A 19,778-nucleotide genomic window follows, 5' to 3' on the forward strand; every position below is an offset into this window, starting at 1 on the left:
CAGCGTTCATCCTGAGCCAGGATCAAACTCTCCGTAAAAGAAAAAAACCACAACCACCGGAAAAAGGTGAATCGCAGCGAGTTTGAACTGACCAAAGAAATGAATCAAACTGACTTCATTAAAATGCCAACCCCCGGAAGGGCTGGTCTTTGATCCAAAGGAATTCTCACCAGTCCGAAGACCGACGAGGATAATTTGGCATTTGACAAGTGCACGCTGTTGAGTTCTCAAGGATCGGACGCTCCCCCGACCCAGTCATCACAACCAGGCCCGAAGGGCAACTTCTCAATCTTACCCGCTTCGCGGTGCCTGTCAAATCGGCGCTCCCGGATCTGAGATCCGGTGCGCAGCCGATGACTGCGATCCACGAGGTGGGACTCTCCATCCTAGACGCAAGCGTCCGCACTCTCAAGTGAGAGAAGGATTTCGGGGAGTTGTTCTTTCCGCTTGAGGGGGGTGAGGCCTTCCGGCCTTTCCGCTTCCCTGTGGGGCGAACAAGTAATAACTTACGCGGGATCCGGGTATGCGGCAAATCCTGCCCGTCCCCCGGGCGTGTCCCGGCCACCTGCGACGGGCGACGGCCCGCCGGCGAGCCAGAACGGTACGACGAAGGGCCCCTGTCGCGACGACAGAGGCCCTTCGTTTGTCATGCTCAGATGGCGTTGACGTCCAGCGGGATGCCAGGACCGAACGTCGTCGACACTGCACCCTTCTGGATGTAGCGACCCTTCGCGCTCGACGGCTTCAGGCGGACGATCTCCTCGAGGGCAGCGCCGATGTTCTCATCGAGCTGCTCAGCCGTGAACGACGCTTTGCCGACGACGAAATGCACGTTGGCGTGCTTGTCGACGCGGAACTCGATCTTTCCGCCCTTGATCTCCTCGACGGCCTTGGCCGTGTTCGGGGTCACGGTGCCGGTCTTCGGGTTCGGCATCAGGCCACGGGGGCCGAGCACCTTGCCCAGTCGACCGACCTGTCCCATGAGCTCAGGCGTCGAGACGGCCGAGTCGAAGTCGGTCCAGCCTGCGGCGACCTTCTCGATGAGCTCGGCGCCGCCGACCTCATCTGCACCTGCGGCGATCGCAGCCTCGGCCGCGGGGCCGGTGGCGAACACGATGACGCGGGCGGTCTTGCCGGTGCCGTGCGGGAGGATGACGGTGCCGCGCACCATCTGGTCCGCCTTGCGCGGGTCGACGGCGAGCTTCAGCGCGACCTCGACGGTGGAGTCGAACTTCGCCGAGCCGGTCTCCTTTGCGAGAGCGACAGCCTCGGTGGGGGTGTAGAAACGGTCTGCCTCGATCTTCGCGACGGCAGCGTTGTAAGCCTTGGACTTAGTCATGATTGTTCTCCTCAGCCCTCGACCGTGATGCCCATGGAACGGGCAGTGCCCGCGATGATCTTCGAGGCGGCCTCGATGTCATTCGCGTTCAGGTCGGCCTGCTTGGTCTCGGCGATCTGGCGGACCTGGTCCTTGGTGATCTTGCCGACCTTGACGGTGTGCGGCGTAGCCGATGCCTTCTGCACTCCGGCGGCCTTCTTGATCAGCTCTGCGGCCGGCGGGGTCTTCAGGACGAACGTGAAGCTGCGGTCCTCGTAGACGGTGATCTCCACCGGGATGACGTTGCCGCGCTGCGACTCGGTCGCGGCGTTGTACGCCTTGCAGAACTCCATGATGTTCACGCCGTGCTGACCCAGCGCGGGTCCGATCGGCGGAGCCGGGTTGGCGGCGCCGGCGTTGATCTGGAGCTTGATCAGGCCGGTCACCTTCTTCTTCGGTGCCATTTCAATTCCTCTCATCGAACGGATGCCGGAGCATCCGATCTCCCACGAACCCGGCATCTCCGGGCTGTGGTGTGTTCGCGTGCGCGCCGAAGTGCACACACAAACCACGTCAGTCTACCTGATCACGGCGGATGCGGCCATCAGTCGTCATCCGCGGCATACCGCTCGACGATCTGCTCCCCCAGCGCATGCAGGGCGGCGCGCACTTCGACGGGCCCGATCACCTCGCTGACGCTCGACCATCCGGCGAGCTGTTCGGCCAGTGCATCCACGCGGTGAGCGTGCACCTCGACGAGCGGGCTGCCGTCGTCGGCGCGGGAGTCCAGCGCATGCGCATGCGCGCCGAACTGATCGCACAGGGCCTTCATCGCCCACGGGCGTACGCTCACCACGGCACGCACCGTGCCTCGCAGGTCCTCAACCCGCGCGACCATCGCTGTCCAGACCGCGGACGTATCGAACCCTTCGGGTGGCTCGCCCTGAGCATCCAGGGTCTCCAGTTCACGGATCCGATCCACTCGGTATGTCCGCATCCGACCTCCATCCGCGACCGGCGCGTCCTCGCGCGGCGGCGCGGCGAGCAGGTACCAGCGCACGCCCCGACTTCCTACGACCAGCGGGACGAGCTCAACGGAACCTCGGCGAGATCCCTCGTACGACAGGCGCACGCGCCGACGCCGTGCGATGGCACGCTGCAGGTGCTCGACCGTGGCTGCGGCTCGGGCATCCTCTTCCTGTCCCCACGGCACGTCATGCACTGTCGCTGCCGCCACGCGCTCCGCTCCCTCGCGGAACGGCGCCGGCATCGCGCGGACGAGTTTGCGCACCGCCGCGATGCGCTCCGGATCACCGGCGCCGCCCTGCGCGAGACCGATGAGCACCGAGGTCACCTCACCTTCGGTGAGCCCGGTCAGGTCGGTGCGCGCGCCGCCGATCAGGCGCCAGCCGCCACCGCGCCCGCGCGTCGGATAGATCGGCACGCCCGCCATCGCCAGCGCCTCGAGGTCGCGGCGAGCAGTCGGCACAGATATCTCAAGCTCGCCGGCGAGCTGCTCGGCTGTGATCTGCGGTCGCCCCTGGAGCAGAAGGAGCGCCTGGATGAGGCGATCGGCGCGCATCTGCACCTCATTCGAAGAATCTTTTTAAAGTGATCAGAAGATGATCACTTCATTGTCGAGCATAGAAGAAACAACCGCAATGAAGGAGAAAGATCATGTTCCGTGGACTGGCCAACATCAACGTCGTCGCCGAAGACATGCCGGCCGCGATCAAGTGGTACCGCAAGGTGTTCGACGCTGCGCCGTACTTCGTCCGCCCCGAAGAAGGACCCGCGCAATACGCCGAATGGCGCTTCGGCGACGACGAGGACGAGTTCGCGTTGATGGATGCGCGCTTCCGACCCGCGCTCGTTCAGCCCGGCGGCGCATTGGTGAGCATGCATGTCGACGACATCCGGGCGGCTTTCGACCGGCTGATCGCGCTCGGAGCGACCGAGTTCGACCCGGTCGTCCAACGCGGAGACGGCTGGTGGTCGGCATCGGTCAGCGATCCGTTCCGCAACCTCATCGGACTCATCCAGAGCCCGCACTGGGCATCGCAGCACGAATCCTGAGCCCCGAACACGAAGACGGCCGCCCCGCGAGGGACGGCCGTCTTCGTGGAAGCGGGTCAGTTCATCTTGGTGACCTGGTCGAACGACAGCTCGACCGGGGTCTCGCGCTCGAAGAGGGAGACGAGCACCGTGAGCTTGCCGCTCTCGGGCTTGATCTCGCTGATCGAGCCAGGAAGGCCGGCGAACGAGCCTTCCTTGATCGTGATGGTCTCGCCCACCTCGAAGTCGACCTCAGCGGGGATCGAGCGGGCGACAGCCATGCCGCCCTTCGACTGGACGTTCTTCGCGGTCGGGAGATCCTTGACCTCGACGAGCGCCTTCAGCATGTTGAAGGCCTCTTCGAAACGCAGCGGCGTCGGGTTGTGGGCGTTGCCCACGAAGCCTGTGACGCCGGGTGTGTGGCGGACGACCGACCAGGTGTCTTCGTTGAGCTCCATGCGCACGAGCACGTAACCGGGGATCCGGACGCGCGTGACCATCTTGCGCTGGCCGTTCTTGATCTCGACGACGTCCTCCATCGGGACCTCGATCTGGTAGATGTCGTCCTCGACCTCGAGCGTCGACTTGCGCTGCTCGATGTTGGCCTTCACCTTGCGCTCGAAGCCGGCGTAGGAGTGGATCACGTACCACTTGCCCGGCATCATGCGCAGATCCATGCGGAAGGCCTCGTAGGGGTCTTCTTCCGCGTCCTCGTCTGCGTCGTCAGCAGCCTCGTCGGTCACGGCATCCTCATCGCCGTTCACGTCGGGGCCGTCGTATGGGGTGACCTCGTCAGCGGAAGCCGCCTCGAGGTCTGCGGCCTCTTCGGCCGCTCCGTCGTTGAGGACCTCAGCGGCAGCTTCGGATTCTGCCGCTTCGTCCAGGTTGAGAGCGTCGTTCACGATCGCGTCCGCCTCCGGGTCGTCGATGTCGATGTCTTCCGTGCCTTCTTCGTTCGAGTCATCCGCGTCGGCTTCGATGTGCACAGCGACATGCTCGGCAGCCGAAGCCGACTTCTCTTCAGCGGAGAGCACGTTGCCCTCCTGCGCCTCGTCGTCCTCACTGGACTGCTCCGCAGCTGTCGCCCAGTCGGCGTCGTCGGAATATCGTTCAGACACGTTGTTTCTTTCCAATCATTGCGGCACTGGCCGCGGGGATGACGCTTACTGCGGCACCCCGAAGACCTGGGCCGTCAGCCACGAGAAGGCGGTGTCCAGGCCGTAGACCAGAGCCATCATGATCGCCACGAAGACCAGCACGACGCCGGTGAACTTGAACAGTTCCTTGCGCGTGGGTGTGACGACCTTGCGAAGCTCGCCGATGACCTGACGGAAGAACAGCGCGATCCGTCCGAAAAAGCCGAGCTTCTTCACACTGGCGGCGCCGCCTGCCGCGACGACATCGCCGCGCGGTTCGTCCTGATCCATCCTGAATGTACCTTTCGTGTGCCAGCGTGGCGCTGACGCGCAGGGCGGACAGGAATCGAACCTGCAACCTGCGGTTTTGGAGACCGCTGCTCTGCCAATTGAGCTACCGCCCTAGAGACCATGAGGCCCCTGGATCCGCATCCCATCCGCACCCGCGGGCATGGAAAAAGAATGCAGACAACTGCCTCTCCAGTGTAGGGCATGCTGTCCGCCCCGGCGAACAGCGGCCCTTCGACAGGCTCAGGGGCCGCACCTCGTCAGAACAGCTGCCGCCAGTTCGCCCTGGCGAGATCGAGCAGTTCATCGCCACGGCCGGACATGACAGTGCGGATCGCGTAGAGGGCGAAGCCCTTGACCTGCTCGGCGGTGATCGCCGGCGGCATGGACAGCTCCTGTCGCTCGGTGACGACGTCGAGCAGCGCCGGCCCATCATGAGCGAGAACCTCGCGCACGGCATCCGGAAGATCCTCACTGCGCTCCACGCGCCGCGCGAAGATGCCGAGAGCCTCGGCGACGGCCGCGAAGTTCGGATTCTCGAGGTCGGTCGCGTATGTGACGAAGCCTGCCGCCTTCATCTCGAGTTCCACGAAGTTGAGCGACGAGTTGTTCACCACGATCGTCTTCACCGGCAGGCGGTTCTGCGTGAGCGTGATGAGTTCGCCCAGCATCATCGCGAGTCCCCCGTCCCCCGCCAGCGCGACCACCTGCCGCTCCGGCTGCGCGGTCTGCGCGCCGATGCCGTGCATGAGCGCGTTCGCCATCGAGCCGTGGGTGAACGAGCCGATCAGGCGGCGCCGTCCGTTCATCGTGAGGTAGCGCGCCGCCCACACCGTCGGCGAGCCGACGTCGGCGGTGAAGATCGCGTCATCGCTTGCCGCCTCGTCGAGGAGTCGGGCGAGGTACTGCGGGTGGATCGGCTTCTCACCCTTCGTGGGCACGGCCAGTTCGTCGAGCTTCGCCCGCGTCTTGCGGTAGTGCGCGACGGCGTCGTCGAGGTGGGAACGATCCGACTTCTCGGCGATCCGCGGGAGGAGTGCATCGGCGGTCGCCTTGACGTCGCCGACGAGGCCGAGATCGAGCGGATGCCGTTTGCCGAGCTGCGAGCCCCGGATGTCGACCTGGATAGTGGTGGCGTCTTCGGGATAGAACTGCGGGTAAGGGAAGTCGGAACCCAACACCAGCAGCGTGTCAGCCGACTCCATGGCTCGGAAGCCAGAGGCGAACCCGAGCAGGCCCGTCATGCCGACGTCGAACGGGTTGTCGTACTCGATGTACTCCTTGCCGCGGAGGGCATGCACGATGGGTGCGCCGAGGCGGTCAGCGAGAGCGACGACCTCATCATGGGCTCCCTCGACGCCCGCACCGGCGAGAATCGTCACCTTCTTGGCCGCGTTCAGCAGCTGCGCCGCCCTCTCGAGCTCGGTCGGGTTCGGAACGACGATCGGATGCGCGCGCTCGATGACGACGGCGCGATCGTCGGGGACATCTGCGAGCGCGACCTCGCCGGGTATCACGATCACGGCGACGCCGCGCTTCTCGATGGCCTCGCGCATCGCGATCTCCAGGATGCGGGGCATCTGCACTGGGTCGGCGACGTACTCGACGTAGACGCTGCACTCGCGGAACAGCTCCTGCGGATGTGTCTCCTGGAAGTACCCGGTCCCGATCTCGCTGGTCGGGATGTGCGCCGCGATCGCCAGCACGGGCACGCGGGACCGGTTGGCGTCGAACAGTCCGTTGATCAGGTGCAGGTTGCCTGGGCCACAGGAGCCGGCGACGACGGCGAGGTCGCCGGTGATCGCTGCGTCGGCAGCAGCCGCGAAGGCCGCGGACTCCTCATGGCGCACATGCAGCCAGCGGATCGTGCCGTCTTTACGCAGCGCATCGGTGAATCCGTTGAGCGAATCACCCGGGATGCCGTAGACCCGCTCGATTCCGTTGGCTCGAAGCGTGCGGACCATGTTCTCAGCGACAGTGACCATGACTCAACGCTACGCCTGACTGCTCGTATGCAGGGCGAGGCCCTCGGCATCCGTCTCCGGATGCCGAGGGCCTCATCGCTCGATGATCGTCAGCTGATCGGGATCGCGGCGTACAGGATCCAGGTGAGAAGGAACCCGGCCACGCCGAGCACGGTCGTCAACGGCGTCCACGTGCGAAGGCCGTCCTTCACCGAGAGTCCGAGGTAGCGGGTGACGACCCAGAAGCCGGAGTCGTTGACGTGGCTGAGCCCCAGAGCGCCGTATCCGATCGCGACCGCGACGAGGGCGATGTGGATGGTGTCGAGGCCGAGCACTGCGACCGAAGGCAGCAGCAGGCCCGCCGTCGTCGTGATGGCGACGGTGGCCGAGCCCTGCGCGGCGCGCATGATGAGCGAGATGAGGAACGCGGCGAGCAGGAGCGGCATGCCCGATCCGGCGAGCACCTCGGCAACCGCACCGCCGATGCCGGTCTCGGTCAGGATCTTTCCGAACGCGCCACCGGCACCGGTCACGAGGATGATGACGGCGGCTGCGGGCAGCGCGGACTCCATGACCTCACCGAGCTTCGCAGCCGACCATCCACGGCGCACGCCGAGGAAGAACATCGCCGCGGCGATCGCGACCATGAGAGCGAAGATCGGCTGGCCGATCATCGACAGGAAGGTGTTCCAGAAGCTGCCGGCCTCGAATGCGGGGGCGACAGCCGTGCCGAGCATGATGAGCACGAGCGGCAGCAGGATCAGGCCGAGCACGGTGAAGGCACTGGGCGCCTTCTCTCCGTCACGCAGTCCCGCATTCGCCGAGGGCTGGTCGTTGCCGAAGCTGTCGAACATCTGCTTGGTCGCCTCGATCATGGCGAACTCGCGGCGGTTGATCAGCTTGCCGACCCAGAACGACAGTGCGGCAAGCGGGATCGAGACCAGCAGCGCGAAGATCGTGACCCAGCCGATGTCGGCGCCGAGGATCGTCGCGCCGCCGACGATGCCGGGGTGCGGCGGGACAGCGACGTGCACGGCGAGCATGATGCCGGCGACGGGGAGACCGAACTTGATGGGGTTGAGCCCTGCGACCTTCGAGAAGGCGAAGATGATCGGCACGAGGATGATGAAGCCCGCGTCGAAGAACACCGGGATGGCGAGGATCGCGGCGGCGATCACCAGAGCGACGCCGACCCGCTTCGGACCGAGCCACTTCGTGAACTTGCCGGCGAGAGACTCTGCGCCCCCGGAGAGCTCGATGATCTTGCCGAGCATCGAGCCGAGGGCGACGAGTACGGCGACGGAGCCGAGGGTTCCGCCGACACCGGCGATGATCGCCTGGATGATGCCGAGCTGTTCGACGGTGCCGTCGTCCGCCGTGATGTTCGTCATCGGAAGACCGGCGGCGAGGCCGACGACGATCGAGACGAGGATCAGGGCGTAGAAGGCCTGCATCTTGAAGCGGATGATCAGCAGGAGCAGCAGGGCGAGGCCGGCGATTCCGATCGCGATCAGCGCGGGAAGAGGGAGCGTCACTGGATCTCTTCTTTCAGTTCTCGGGCGCGCGTGAGCGCGCCGAGGTAGAGGGTCGGGCGGTCTGGGATGGGGTCAGGAAAGGCGCTCGGGCGCGATCACACGGATCACGGCGGAGTCGTCGCGTGCACCGAGGCCCTGTGCCTCGCCGAGCAGGAACAGCTGCTCGGCGGCGTTCGCGACCGGAGTCGAGAGGTGCGCGGCACGTGCCGCGTTTCCCACGATGCCCATGTCCTTGACGAAGATGTCGAGGCGGCTGAGCACCTCGGCGCCGTCCTCGTCGTACGCCTGCAGCGCACGCGGACCGCGGTTGCCCAGCATGAACGAGTTCGCGGCACCCGCCGTGAGCGCCTCGAGGGTCTTCTCACGGTCGAGGCCGAGGGCGTCGGCAAGTGCCAGCGCCTCGGCAGCGGCGGCGATGTGCACGCCGCACAGCAGCTGGTTGACGGTCTTCAGCGCCTGGCCGTCGCCGGGCTTGTCGCCGACGATCGAAAGTGTGGAGGCGAGCTGCTCCAGCACGGGGCGGGCGATCTCCAGCGCGGCCGCGGTCGCTCCGACGACGATCAGCAGATCGCCCTCGCCTGCGCGCACCGGTCCCCCGGACAGCGGAGCGTCCACGAGCTCGGCGCTGTGCTCGGCAAGTCGTTCGGCGATGTCGGCGATGCCGTCGGTGCCGACGGTGCTGGTGAGGATGACGACTGCGCCGTCGGCCAGGTGCGAGGCGAGGCCCGTCTTGCCGAACAGCAGCCCGTTCAGCTGCTCCCCGGTGCGAACGGCCACGAGAACGGCCTGGGCATCGGCGACAGCATCTGCGGCGGAATCCGCCGGCGTGACGCCCTTCTCAGCGGCCAGTGCCATGCGCTCGGCCGCGATGTCGAAGCCGCGCACATCGAAGCGCTCGGCGAGGCGGGTGGCCATCGGGAGGCCCATGGCTCCCAGCCCGATGACGGCGACGGTGGAGGTCATCTTCTTCCTTTCAGTTGGCGTCGGCGAGCGTCGAGACGACGCGGGCCAGCGAATCCGTGTCGCCGACGTTGCCGGCGAAGACGATGTAGGGGATGCCGACCGCTGGGCCGGTCTCGGGCTGCCACAGCGACACGATGCCGGGCAGCATCGGCCCGAGCACGGTGGCACGGCGGATCTCGAGAGCTTCGCTCGCGACATCGCTCGATGTGATGCCGCCCTTCGCGATCACGAATCGTGGCGGTGCGATCGCGAGCACTCGGCGCACCAGCTCGACGACTCCGCTGGAGACCTTGCGGGCGATGTCGAGGCTCTCGTCGCCGTCGGCGCCCGTGACCAGCTCCCGCGTGGTGTGCACGATGACCGAACCGGTCGCGAGAGCCGCGGCCACGGCATCCGCCTGGGCATCGAGATGCGCTTCACGGCGCTCATCGATCAGCTGACGCACGTCGAGCTCGATCGTGACGGTGTCCGGCCGCTGCCTTCGCAGTTCGGCGAGTTGTTGCGTCGTGAGCGGCACGTGGCTGCCGACCACGACGAGTCCGCCCCGGTCATAGGCGAAGGGGATGTCTGCGGCCGCGACGGGCTGGGCGATGTCCTGTCCGATGTGCGCACGCACGTACGGCGGGCCGACACGCAGCAGCACCTCGCGATCGCGCATGCGGTGCAGAGCGAGTGCGACGACGCGCATGTCGGTCTCATCGACGACGTCGACCACGACGACCGACCCTGCCGGTACGTCGCGGAGGAAGGACACGACACGATCGACGCCCGATCGGACGATGTCGATCGTGAGGGCTGCCACCTGATCGGCAGCGATGCGGCCCTCGGTCTTCTCGGCGACCCACTCGCGCAGATCGGACGAGGCGAATCCGAACGTGGCGTCGGCGGCGAACGGAGTCTCGCCGACCGGTGTCGCCTCGCCGTCGGTGACCCAGTAGTGGACCGAGTCGACGGTGATGCGACCGGCATCCGGGAAGGCGGGGATGATCAGGACGAGTTCGGGAGCGGCGGCGCCATGCGCGACGATCTCCTGCGAGAGCACATCCGTCTCGAGCGGGAAGTGGCCGCGGAGCGTCGAATCGCTCCGCGAGACGAACGTCACTCGACGATCGGCCTCGGATGCCGCGGCCAGAGTCACCGCGACGACCTCGCGGTTTCGCGCCGCGGCGGTGTGCTCGTCGAGCGATCGGGTGTTCGTCAGCACGTAGATGGCCGGAGCTCCGGTGGCGAACGCGCCGGCGAGATCCTCGAAATCCCAGCGGGTGAGCACCGGAAGACCCGAGACCGACTGCGTTCCGGTCGGGTCGTCGTCCAGGACGACCAGCACTTCCCGAGGATCGAGAGCCGCGCGCACCTCGGCGGCGTCGATCTCGACGGGGGCCGGCAGAGGGGCGAGAAGCGCATCGACGTGCATGGGAACTCCTTCGTTCAGAGGGTCTGCTGCGGGTTCGTAAGAGAGGATCGGTGATGCTATCCGATATCAGATAACGAGGTTACGCGCAGTTCGCCGGTCTGCAAAATCGCTGTTGCTACTCGCCCAGCACGTAGTGCAGCAGGTCGTCGCGGGTCTGACGCATGTGACTCGCCATCGCCTCGCGCGCGGCATCCGCAGAACGCGTGCGCATCGCCTCGAGCACGGCAGCATGCTCGGCGATCGCGTGCTCGCGGATGTCGCGGACCGAGCTCGTCTCGGTGCGCGAGTCCTGCAGCATCGTGGTGAGCGGACGAACGGATGCGACGAGGATGCGGTTGTCCGCAGCGGCGAAGATCACGTCGTGGAATGCGAGGTCGGCGTCCACGAATCCCGGGACGTCGCCGTTGTCGTGCGCCGCGCGCATCAGCGCGAGCATCGACTCGAGCTGCGCGATGTGGTCGTCGGTGCAGCGCGGAGCGGCGAGCTCGGCCGCGCCGGTCTCGAACATGACGCGCATGTCGATCAGGTCGAGCGATGAGCGCCGCCGCGCTCCCCCGCTGCGAGCCAATCGCACGACCGCTTCGAGCCCGGTCCATTCCTCGACCGGCGCGATCCGGTGCCGGCTGCCCGGTACCGGGACGATGACGCCCTGCGCCTGCAGCAGCCGCACTCCCTCGCGCAGCGTGAGCCGCGAGACGCCGAGCAGCATGGCGAGATCGGCCTCTGCGGGGAGGGTCTCGCCGGCGACGAGCCGCCCGGCGATGATCTCATCGAGCAGCCCGTCCACCACGGATTGCGTGCGGGAGACTCGTTCGACCTTCATGCGTCCACGGTAGCGCGCACGGATGCCTCCGCAGATTCCACTCCTATGCGGTGCGGATGAGCTTCCTGTTGACGAATTCATCGGCTGCGAGATGACCGAGCTCACGCGAGGTACCGCTGCGCTTGACGCCGCCGAACGGCAACTCCGGACTGTCGGCGAGCACGAGGTTCACGTAGACCATGCCCGCCTCGATCCGATCCGCGACCCGCTCCGCCTGCTCCGCATCTGTGGTGAAGAGATACGACCCGAGTCCGAAGGTGGTGTCGTTGGCCAGTTCCACAGCCGCATCCTCGTCCGCCACCCGATACACGACGGCGGCGGGGCCGAACAGCTCCTCGCGGTAGACGTTCATCTCGGGTGTGACATCGGCGAGCACTGTTGGTGCGAAGAACGCGCCGTCGCGGGTGCCGCCGGTGAGCAGAGTCGCGCCCTGCCCGACAGCGCCGTCGACTTGCTTCTGCAGCTGCTCCGCCGCCGCGAGCGACGCGAGCGGGCCGAGCACGGTGTCATCCTGCATCGGATCGGTCGCGGGCACGATCGACATGCGCGCGACGAACTTCTCCACGAACTCGTCGTACAGCCCGTCCACGATGATGAAGCGCTTAGCGCCGTTGCAGGCCTGGCCGTTGTTGTCCAGGCGTGCGTCGACGCCGGCCTGCACCGTGGCATCCATGTCGTCGGTGGAGAGCACGATGAAGGGGTCTGAGCCGCCGAGCTCCAGCGCGACCTTCTTGAGATTGCGTCCTGCGACCTCGGCGACGGCAGCGCCCGCGCGTTCGGACCCGGTGAGCGAGACGCCCTGCACGCGCGGGTCGGCGATGATGCCGGCGATCTGCTCGTTCGTGGCGAGCACGTTCTGGTAGGCGCCGTCGGGGAACCCCGCCGCACGGTAGATGTCGGCGATCGCGTTCGACGACTCGGGGCACTGCGGTGCGGGCTTGAGGAGGATCGTGTTGCCGACGATGAGGTTGGGGGCGGCGAAGCGGACGATCTGATACGCAGGGAAGTTCCACGGCATGATGCCCAGCAGCGGCCCCAGCGAGTCGCGCCGGATGATCGCCGACCCCTCCCCCAGGATCGCGATCGGCTGGTCGGCCATGATCGACTCCGCCTGGTCGGCGTAGTACTCGGCGATGTCGGCGGCGAAATCGACCTCGCCGAGCGCTGCCTCGCGGGGCTTGCCCATCTCACGCACGAAGATGTCGGCGAGCTCCTCGCGCCGCTCGCGGTGGAGCTCCGCCGCACGCCGCACCAGCGCCGCGCGCTCGGCGACCGTCGATGAACGCGACCAGTCGCGGTGCGCTGCATCCGCGGCGGCGAGCGTCTCCTCGATCTGCGCATCGGTGAACGTGTCGTACGTGGTGAGCGTCTCGCCCGTGGCCGGGTTGACGACGGCGTAGTCGGTCATGATCGGTCCTCTCAGTCGTCTTCGCAGTGTTCAGTTCGGGATCAGCGTGTACTTCGTGGACAGGTACTCGTGGATGCCCTCGAGGCCGCCCTCGCGGCCGATGCCCGACTGCTTCACGCCGCCGAACGGGGCTGCGGCGTTGGAGACGACGCCCACGTTGAGACCCATCATGCCGGTCTCGAGCGCGTCGATCATCCGGTGGCCGCGTGCGAGGTCTTCCGTGAAGACGTACGACACGAGCCCGTACTCGGTGTCGTTCGCGAGGCGCACACCCTCGGCCTCGTCGGTGAAGGTGGCGATCGCGAGGACGGGTCCGAAGATCTCCTCGCGGAGGATGTCGCTGCCCTTTGCGACGTCGGTGATGACGGTCGGCTCGAAGAAGGTGCCATCGCCGTCGATCGCATGGCCTCCGGCGAGCAGGCTCGCTCCCCGCCCGACGGCGTCCTCGACGAGTTCGGATGCTTTCGACACGGCATCCGCATCGATGAGGGGCCCGATCGTGACGCCGTCCTCGGTGCCGCGTCCGATCTTCATCGCCTGGACGCGCTCCGTGACCCGGCGCGCGAACTCCTCGGCCACATCCGCGTGCACGATGAACCGGTTCGCCGCCGTGCATGCCTGGCCGATGTTGCGGAATTTGGCGAGCATGGCGCCGTCGACCGCCTTGTCGAGGTCTGCATCATCGAACACCACGAACGGGGCGTTGCCGCCGAGCTCCATCGACACGCGAAGAACACCCTCTGCGGCCTGGGCGATGAGCTTGCGTCCCACCTCGGTCGATCCCGTGAAGGACAACTTGCGCAGCCGGGGGTCGGCGATGATCGGAGCCGACAGCTTGGACGACGACGACGTCTGCACGACGTTGACAACCCCGGCGGGAAGACCCGCCTCCTCCAGCAGCGTGACGAAGAACATCGTCGTCAGCGGCGTGAGTGCCGGGGGCTTGATCACCACGGTGCATCCTGCGGCGAGCGCCGGCGCGATCTTGCGCGTCGCCATCGCGAACGGGAAGTTCCACGGCGTGATGAAGAACGAGGGCCCGACCGGACGCTGCGAGACGACCATGCGCCCTGTGCCCTCGGGGTTGGATCCGTACCGGCCGGAGATGCGCACGGCCTCTTCGCTGAACCACCGCAGGAACTCCCCGCCGTAGACGACCTCGCCGCGCGACTCCGCGAGCGGCTTGCCCATCTCGAGGGTCATCAGCAGTGCCAGATCCTCCTTGTGCTCCTGCACGAGGTCGAAGGTCCGGCGCAGGATGTCGCTGCGGGTGCGTGCGGGCGTCGCGGCCCAGGATTCCTGCGCCTCGACGGCGGCATCGAGGGCACGGATGCCGTCGTCCGGCGTCGCATCGGCGATGGAGTGGATCACGGCGTTGGTCGCGGGGTCTCGCACGTCGAACGTGCGCCCGCCGGAGGCATCCACCCACTGGCCGCCGATGAAGAGTCCCGAGGGGACGCGGTCCAGGAGGGCTTTCTCGTCAGGTGCGGTTGTCATCGTGCTCTCTTTCTGTGTGAGGGAGTTGTCAGCGGCGACGCAGGCTGGGCGGAGCGTCGATGGAGAGGGTCTCGCCGCGGAAGAAGGCGGGGCGTTTGATCGCCTGCCAGATCATGATGACGATGCCGACCACGATCACGGTGACGCCGAGGATGAACACCAGGCCGACGCCGGCGATGTTCGATCCGCTGCCGTAGTCGGGGTTCATGCTGTCGACGAGAGTCATCACGAACAGGGCGGCGAGGATGATGCCGCCGACCAGGGGGAACAGCAGCGTGAAGAAGAACGTGCGCGCGGAGTCGAACCACTGCTTGCGGAAGTACCAGACGCAGGCGAACGCGGTGATGCCGTAGTAGAAGCAGATCATCATGCCGAGCGCCGTGATGGTGTCCCACAGCACGTCCTCGCTGATGAAGCGCATGACGGCGTAGAAGGCGGATGCCACGACCGCGGCGATGATCGTCGCGTACCCGGGCGTGAAGAACCGCGGGCTGACCTTGGCGAACTGCGAGGGCAGAGCGCCGTAGTGCCCCATCGCGAGCAGGGTGCGCGCCGGGGAGACGAACGTCGACTGCAACGACGAGGCCGAGCTCGTGAGCACGGCGAGCGAGACGAGGAAGGCGAGCGGGCCGAGGATGGGTCCTGAAAGGTAGAAGAAGACGTTGCTCTGGATGTCTTCGTTGCCGAGCCCCAGCGCACCGGTGCCGATGCCTGCGAACGACAGCAGAGCGATCGAGAGCAGCAGGTAGAGGACGACGATCGTGATGACGGTGAGGGTCGCCGCTCGACCCGGCGTCTTCTCGGGGTTCTTCGTCTCCTCGTTCATCGTGAGGGTGACGTCCCACCCCCAGAAGATGAAGATCGACAGCGAGAGCCCGGCGACGATCGCCCCGACTGAACCGACGGCGAACGGGTTGAACCAGCTCAGTTCGATAGGACTCGCGTCGAACGCATTGCCCTGTGCGACCTGCACGAACGCGGTGATCGAGAAGACCAGCAGCACGAGCAGCTGGAAGCCGACGAGGTAGTACTGCAGCTTCTGCGTGGTCTGCATGTCGCGATAGGACACGAGCGTCGCTCCGAGCATGAACAGCAGGCAGACCGCGACGTTGATGAACGGGTTGAAGGCGAGCTCGGCGATCGTCCCCGGGCTGCCCGCGATCTGGTCGATCAGCAGGAACAGGAACTCCACGGCGATGCCGGCGAGATTCGACAGCACCAGGATGGTCGCGGCGATCAGGCCCCAGCCGGCCATCCATCCCACCCACGGGCCGAATGCACGTGCGGCCCAGGTGAACGAGGTGCCGGAGTCGGGCATCGAGCGGTTGAGCTCGCGGTACCCGAAGGCCACCAGGAGCATCGGGATGAAGCCGATCAGGATGATGGCCGGCACCTGGAAGCCGACTTCGGACACCGTCGGGCCGAGCGCTGCGGTGAGTGTGTACGCCGGCGCGATGCAGGAGATGCCGATGACGACGGCGCCGATGAGGCCGACGGTTCCGGCGCTCAGCCCCTTCTGCGAGAGGCCTCCGGTGACGGGGGCGGGCTCGGGTGCTGTGACGGGAGGTGTGGTGCTCATGCGAGGTCTCCTTCGACCTGGTCACCTGTGCGGGTGCGTGGCACGACGATCATGGGAACGGGAAGCACGCGCAGCATCTTCGCCGCCGTGGACCCGAGGAACAGCCTGCGCGGCTGCGCGAGGCGGCTGGAGCCGACGAGGATGACCTCGCCGGACAACCACGACAAGTGGGTGACGGCATCCTCGACGCTGTCTCCCGGTGCCTGCTCGGCCGATACCTCGACGTCCTGCGGCAGAGCCTCCTTGGCCGCGGCCAACACCTCATCGGCGTGGCCGCCGGCGACGACTCGGATCGCGCCGGTGTCGAGTCCGGGTGGGACATCGAACGGCACCAGCGACACGAGGCGCAGCGGAGTGCTGCTGTCGGTCGCCATCGCCACGGCCTCGTCGAGCAGGACATCGGCCCCGGCGCGCGTGCCGAGCGCCGCCGTGATGCGCGGGACGACGTCGACCGTCTCCTGCGCGGTCCCGGCCGGCGCGAGCGCCACCGGAATCGGCGAGGAGTGCACGAGAGCGGATGCCACACCACCGAGGCGGTGCCGGCCGAAGCCCGCGCCCTCGGCGGCGCCGACGACGATCAGTCGGGCGCCGAACTCCTCACCCGCGGCGATCAGACCTTCGGCGAAGGATTCTCCGAGGCGGACGTGTCCGCTGCGGGTGAGCTCCTGCGGCAGGTGGGTCATCGCATCCGCGAGCCATCTCTTGCCCTGCGCGCGGATCACGTCCTCATAGGCGCGCTCCGGCGGAACGGCCGCGCTGCGCGTGCCCTCAGAGGGCAGCACGATGACCAGATGCAGCCGGGCGCCGAGGCTTCGCGCCAGGCGTGCGCCCAGAGCAGCGGCGTCGGCTCCGGCATCCGTCGCGGTGTACCCGACGACGATCGCGCCGCTCATTGCGCGCTCCCGGCCGCTGCGCTGGTGTGCGCGCTCCCTGCCGCTGCGCTGGTGGACCGGCTCGCTTCCACGATGTCGGAGGCGACCAGGTGCCCCATGCGGATCGCTCCGTCGACGTGCTGGTATCCGGCGCCGGCGAGATCGCTGCATGCGAAGTGGATCGGGCCGACGGGGGTGCGCAGGTCTTTGCCGTAGCGGTGCAGGCCGCCGAGGTCGAAGCTCGCGGCGTACGCGCCGCGCGTCCACTCCTCGCTCCCCCAGTCGCTCTCGTAGTACACGACCGGGTTCTTCGCCTCCGGGCCGTAGTAGTGCGAGAGGGATTCGAGGATGCGCTCCTTGCGCTCTTCCGCGCTGAGCTCGAACACCCCGTCTGCGTGCTTGTCGGAGACGAAGCCGACGAGCGTTCCGCGCTCATCGCCGTGATTGGTGTTGTCGTACGCCTCGTGCGAGAGCTCGTACGGACTGAACGCGGTGCCGCTGAGACCCTGTTCGCGCCAGAACGGACGGTCGTAGACGGCGTGCACCTTGATGACGAAACCCATCGAGAGGTGCTGGTGCAGCTGGTGCTGCCTGCGCGGCATCGGCGGCACGAACGATATGCGGTTGTAGAGCACGGGCGCGTGGGCGAGGATCGCGAAGCGCGCCCTGACCGTCAGATCATCCGTGGTGGCAGTCACGCCTGCATCGCCCCATTCCAGCGACCGCACCGGCTGGTTCAGCAGCACATCGTCGCCGAGGCGCTCCGCGAGCAGCAGCGGCACCTGCTGCAGGCCGCCGACGACGCGCTCATCGAGGATGAAGTCGGCGTCGACGAGATTCGAGAAACTGCCGGCGGATGCCGCCATCAGCAGCGCCTGCAGAGTGGAGAATGCGTGGGCGGGCTTGGTGAGCATGGCGCCGGCGATGAAGAGGGCGATGTTGTCGCGCGCCTCCTGATCGTCGGTCTGCACCGCGAGCCACTGTTCGAACGAGACCTCGTCGAGCGCCTCGGCATCGGGATGAGCCCATGGCCGGTCGGGATCGATCTCGGCGACCATGGCGTCGAGCCTCTCGATCAGATCGACCATGATCTTCTCGGTCGCGGGAGCGACGGGGAAGATGTCGCCCGTGAAGCGAGTGAGCTCTCCCGAGGGCCCGATGTAGACGCTCTCGCCCTCGCGATAGCGGCTGTAGGTGGACAGGCCGAGCTCTTCGAGCGCGTCCTTCAGCGCATCCTGATCCGGCGAGACCCATTGGCCGCCGATCTCGAGCATCGCGCCGTCGATGACGTCGGTCCACAGCCGCCCGCCGACGCGGTCACGCGCCTCCAGCACGGCGACGGAGAGGCCTGCCTTGCGCAGGTCGTTGGCGGCGGTGAGCCCGGCCGCTCCGGCACCCACGATGAGCACGTCCCGTGTGATCTCAGCCATCAGCAACTCCTTCGTCGTTTCAGCGGTGTGTGTGACAGGCGCCGGTCGCGATCCGAAATCCCCCGATACGGATCGCGACCGGACGTTCTATGCGGCGGCGAGCGCCTCCGCGACGACGTCGAGCCCTTCGACCAGCAGGTCGTCGCCGATGGACAGGGGTGGCAGGAAGCGGATGACGTTGCCGTACGTTCCGCAGGTGAGCACGATCACGCCCTGCGCGATGGCCGCCTTGGCGACCGCGGCGGTGAGTGCGGCATCCGGGGCATTCGTCTCGGGGTCCACGAACTCGGCCGCGATCATCGCACCGTGCCCACGGACATCGCCGATGCGCGGATCCTGCGACTGCATGGCGCTGAGCCGCTCGGTGAGGATCGACCCGATCTGCTCGGCGCGCTCGATCACGCCGTCGTTCTCGAAGACGTCGATCGCGGCGAGCGCTGCGGCGCACGCGATCGGGTTGCCTCCGTACGTGCCCCCGAGTCCTCCGGCGTGCGAGGCGTCCATGATCTCGGCGCGGCCGGTGACGGCGGCGAGCGGCAGGCCGCCTGCGATGCCCTTCGCCGTCGTGATGAGGTCGGGCACGATGCCGAAGATCTCGCTGGCGAACATGTGACCGGTGCGGGCGAACCCGGTCTGCACCTCGTCCGCGATGAAGACCACGCCGTTCGCGCGACACCAGTCGGCGAGCGCGGGCAGGAATCCGTCCGCGGGGACGATGAAGCCGCCCTCGCCCTGGATCGGCTCGATGACGATTGCGGCGAGGTTGTTCGCCCCGACCTGCTTCTCCATCTGCGAGATCGCGCGGGCGGCGGCATCCGGCCCGGTGAGTCCGTCGCGGAACGGGTACGACATCGGCGCGCGGTACACCTCAGGGGCGAACGGGCCGAAGCCGCTCTTGTACGGCATCGACTTGGCGGTAAGCGCCATCGTGAGGTTGGTGCGACCGTGATAGCCGTGGTCGAAGGCGACGACGGCGGAGCGGCCGGTGTGCTTGCGGGCGATCTTGATCGCGTTCTCGACGGCCTCGGCTCCCGAGTTGAACAGCGCGGTCTTCTTGGCGAATTCGCCAGGAGTGAGTCGGTTGAGCGCTTCCGCGACCTCGATGTACGACTCGTACGGCGAGATCATGAAGCAGGTGTGCGTGAACTGCGCCGCCTGCGCCGCGACGGCGGCGACGATCTTCGGATGCGCGTTGCCCACCGTGGTCACGGCGATGCCGCTGCCGAGATCGATGAGCGAGTTGCCGTCGGCATCCACCACGACTCCCCCGCCGGCTGCCACGGCGGCGACCGGCACCGTGTGTCCGACGCCGGCCGGAACCGCATCGGCCTTGCGGGCGAGGATCGCGGCCGAGCGCGGTCCGGGGAGATCGGTGACGAGTCGCCGCTGCTGCGGGAGCTCGGGGCCGCCCTGAATCCGGTGTTCGGTCTCTGCATCGAGAAGTGCCATGTTCGTGAGCGTATGCCGCCTCGGCACCTCGTCGCACTCGCCCGTCT

Annotated in this window: 17 protein-coding genes and 1 tRNA gene; 1 reads left to right on the forward strand and 17 read right to left on the reverse strand. The window is 67.0% G+C overall.

The features are described from left to right. Nucleotides 1-652 precede the first annotated feature (652 nt). The 3 genes from rplA to IEV67_RS00015 form a co-directional block, all read right to left on the reverse strand. Nucleotides 653-1,339 carry a 50S ribosomal protein L1 gene (gene rplA, locus IEV67_RS00005; RefSeq protein ID WP_033106101.1) on the reverse strand — a complete coding sequence of 229 codons (687 nt, stop codon included), beginning with the start codon at nt 1,337-1,339 and terminating at the stop codon, nt 653-655. An 11-nt stretch (nt 1,340-1,350) separates the two neighbouring features. Next, nucleotides 1,351-1,782, reverse strand: a complete 432-nt coding sequence (gene rplK, locus IEV67_RS00010) for a 50S ribosomal protein L11 (RefSeq protein WP_144792427.1) — start codon at nt 1,780-1,782, stop codon at nt 1,351-1,353. A gap of 140 nt (nt 1,783-1,922) precedes the next feature. Beyond that, complete coding sequence (locus tag IEV67_RS00015) at nt 1,923-2,900, reverse strand: helix-turn-helix transcriptional regulator (RefSeq protein ID WP_188434503.1); 978 nt, start codon at nt 2,898-2,900, stop codon at nt 1,923-1,925. 95 nt (nt 2,901-2,995) lie between these two features. Here IEV67_RS00015 and IEV67_RS00020 point away from each other — a divergent pair, with 95 nt between their 5' ends. Then, the gene (locus IEV67_RS00020) at nt 2,996-3,394 is read left to right on the forward strand and encodes a VOC family protein (protein WP_229702573.1); all 399 of its coding nucleotides are present in this window, start codon (nt 2,996-2,998) and stop codon (nt 3,392-3,394) included. Between the two features lie 56 nt (nt 3,395-3,450). Here IEV67_RS00020 and nusG read toward each other — a convergent pair whose 3' ends face one another. The 14 genes from nusG to gabT form a co-directional block, all read right to left on the reverse strand. Next, entirely contained in the window at nt 3,451-4,491 is a 1,041-nt protein-coding gene (gene nusG / locus IEV67_RS00025; protein WP_188434504.1) for a transcription termination/antitermination protein NusG, read from the reverse strand. Nucleotides 4,492-4,536: 45 nt separating this feature from the next. Next, nucleotides 4,537-4,800, reverse strand: a complete 264-nt coding sequence (secE, locus tag IEV67_RS00030; RefSeq protein WP_188434505.1) for a preprotein translocase subunit SecE — start codon at nt 4,798-4,800, stop codon at nt 4,537-4,539. Nucleotides 4,801-4,840: 40 nt separating this feature from the next. Then, a tRNA-Trp gene (locus IEV67_RS00035) sits at nt 4,841-4,913 on the reverse strand. A 144-nt stretch (nt 4,914-5,057) separates the two neighbouring features. Further along, on the reverse strand, nt 5,058-6,782 hold the full coding sequence (gene poxB / locus IEV67_RS00040; RefSeq protein WP_188434506.1) for a ubiquinone-dependent pyruvate dehydrogenase: 1,725 nt from the start codon (nt 6,780-6,782) through the stop codon (nt 5,058-5,060). 89 nt (nt 6,783-6,871) lie between these two features. Beyond that, nucleotides 6,872-8,296 carry a GntP family transporter gene (locus IEV67_RS00045; protein WP_188434507.1) on the reverse strand — a complete coding sequence of 475 codons (1,425 nt, stop codon included), beginning with the start codon at nt 8,294-8,296 and terminating at the stop codon, nt 6,872-6,874. 72 nt (nt 8,297-8,368) lie between these two features. Next, nucleotides 8,369-9,259, reverse strand: a complete 891-nt coding sequence (locus IEV67_RS00050; protein ID WP_188434508.1) for an NAD(P)-dependent oxidoreductase — start codon at nt 9,257-9,259, stop codon at nt 8,369-8,371. Nucleotides 9,260-9,269: 10 nt separating this feature from the next. Beyond that, a complete protein-coding gene (locus IEV67_RS00055; RefSeq protein WP_188434509.1) occupies nt 9,270-10,673 on the reverse strand; it encodes a four-carbon acid sugar kinase family protein in 1,404 nt (467 codons plus the stop codon). A gap of 115 nt (nt 10,674-10,788) precedes the next feature. Next, on the reverse strand, nt 10,789-11,496 hold the full coding sequence (locus IEV67_RS00060; RefSeq protein ID WP_188434510.1) for a FadR/GntR family transcriptional regulator: 708 nt from the start codon (nt 11,494-11,496) through the stop codon (nt 10,789-10,791). 43 nt (nt 11,497-11,539) lie between these two features. Then, nucleotides 11,540-12,904, reverse strand: a complete 1,365-nt coding sequence (locus IEV67_RS00065) for an NAD-dependent succinate-semialdehyde dehydrogenase (protein WP_188434511.1) — start codon at nt 12,902-12,904, stop codon at nt 11,540-11,542. A 30-nt stretch (nt 12,905-12,934) separates the two neighbouring features. After that, nucleotides 12,935-14,401, reverse strand: a complete 1,467-nt coding sequence (locus IEV67_RS00070; RefSeq protein WP_188434512.1) for an NAD-dependent succinate-semialdehyde dehydrogenase — start codon at nt 14,399-14,401, stop codon at nt 12,935-12,937. A 28-nt stretch (nt 14,402-14,429) separates the two neighbouring features. Next, complete coding sequence (locus IEV67_RS00075) at nt 14,430-15,980, reverse strand: APC family permease (protein ID WP_188434513.1); 1,551 nt, start codon at nt 15,978-15,980, stop codon at nt 14,430-14,432. Further along, entirely contained in the window at nt 15,977-16,873 is an 897-nt protein-coding gene (locus IEV67_RS00080; RefSeq protein WP_188434514.1) for a universal stress protein, read from the reverse strand. Before IEV67_RS00080 ends, IEV67_RS00075 begins: the two co-directional genes overlap by 4 nt. Continuing rightward, nucleotides 16,870-18,282: a flavin monoamine oxidase family protein gene (locus IEV67_RS00085; RefSeq protein ID WP_188434515.1), complete on the reverse strand. Its 1,413-nt coding sequence runs from the start codon at nt 18,280-18,282 to the stop codon at nt 16,870-16,872. Before IEV67_RS00085 ends, IEV67_RS00080 begins: the two co-directional genes overlap by 4 nt. Nucleotides 18,283-18,369: 87 nt before the next feature. Further along, entirely contained in the window at nt 18,370-19,731 is a 1,362-nt protein-coding gene (gabT, locus tag IEV67_RS00090) for a 4-aminobutyrate--2-oxoglutarate transaminase (RefSeq protein WP_188434516.1), read from the reverse strand. Nucleotides 19,732-19,778: the final 47 nt, after the last annotated feature.

It is taken from the genome of Microbacterium murale, assembly GCF_014635185.1.
Taxonomy (GTDB): Bacteria; Actinomycetota; Actinomycetes; order Actinomycetales; family Microbacteriaceae; genus Microbacterium; species Microbacterium murale.

Excerpts from the sequence above, each read along its gene's own strand:
- rplA (WP_033106101.1), bottom strand. The coding sequence starts at position 1,339 with ATGACTAAGTCCAAGGCTTACAACGCTGCCGTCGCGAAGATCGAGGCA.
- rplK (WP_144792427.1), bottom strand. The coding sequence starts at position 1,782 with ATGGCACCGAAGAAGAAGGTGACCGGCCTGATCAAGCTCCAGATCAAC.
- IEV67_RS00015 (WP_188434503.1), bottom strand. The coding sequence starts at position 2,900 with ATGCGCGCCGATCGCCTCATCCAGGCGCTCCTTCTGCTCCAGGGGCGA.
- IEV67_RS00020 (WP_229702573.1), top strand. The coding sequence starts at position 2,996 with ATGTTCCGTGGACTGGCCAACATCAACGTCGTCGCCGAAGACATGCCG.
- secE (WP_188434505.1), bottom strand. The coding sequence starts at position 4,800 with ATGGATCAGGACGAACCGCGCGGCGATGTCGTCGCGGCAGGCGGCGCC.
- poxB (WP_188434506.1), bottom strand. The coding sequence starts at position 6,782 with ATGGTCACTGTCGCTGAGAACATGGTCCGCACGCTTCGAGCCAACGGA.
- IEV67_RS00050 (WP_188434508.1), bottom strand. The coding sequence starts at position 9,259 with ATGACCTCCACCGTCGCCGTCATCGGGCTGGGAGCCATGGGCCTCCCG.
- IEV67_RS00055 (WP_188434509.1), bottom strand. The coding sequence starts at position 10,673 with ATGCACGTCGATGCGCTTCTCGCCCCTCTGCCGGCCCCCGTCGAGATC.
- IEV67_RS00060 (WP_188434510.1), bottom strand. The coding sequence starts at position 11,496 with ATGAAGGTCGAACGAGTCTCCCGCACGCAATCCGTGGTGGACGGGCTG.
- IEV67_RS00065 (WP_188434511.1), bottom strand. The coding sequence starts at position 12,904 with ATGACCGACTACGCCGTCGTCAACCCGGCCACGGGCGAGACGCTCACC.
- IEV67_RS00070 (WP_188434512.1), bottom strand. The coding sequence starts at position 14,401 with ATGACAACCGCACCTGACGAGAAAGCCCTCCTGGACCGCGTCCCCTCG.
- IEV67_RS00075 (WP_188434513.1), bottom strand. The coding sequence starts at position 15,980 with ATGAGCACCACACCTCCCGTCACAGCACCCGAGCCCGCCCCCGTCACC.
- IEV67_RS00080 (WP_188434514.1), bottom strand. The coding sequence starts at position 16,873 with ATGAGCGGCGCGATCGTCGTCGGGTACACCGCGACGGATGCCGGAGCC.
- IEV67_RS00085 (WP_188434515.1), bottom strand. The coding sequence starts at position 18,282 with ATGGCTGAGATCACACGGGACGTGCTCATCGTGGGTGCCGGAGCGGCC.
- gabT (WP_188434516.1), bottom strand. The coding sequence starts at position 19,731 with ATGGCACTTCTCGATGCAGAGACCGAACACCGGATTCAGGGCGGCCCC.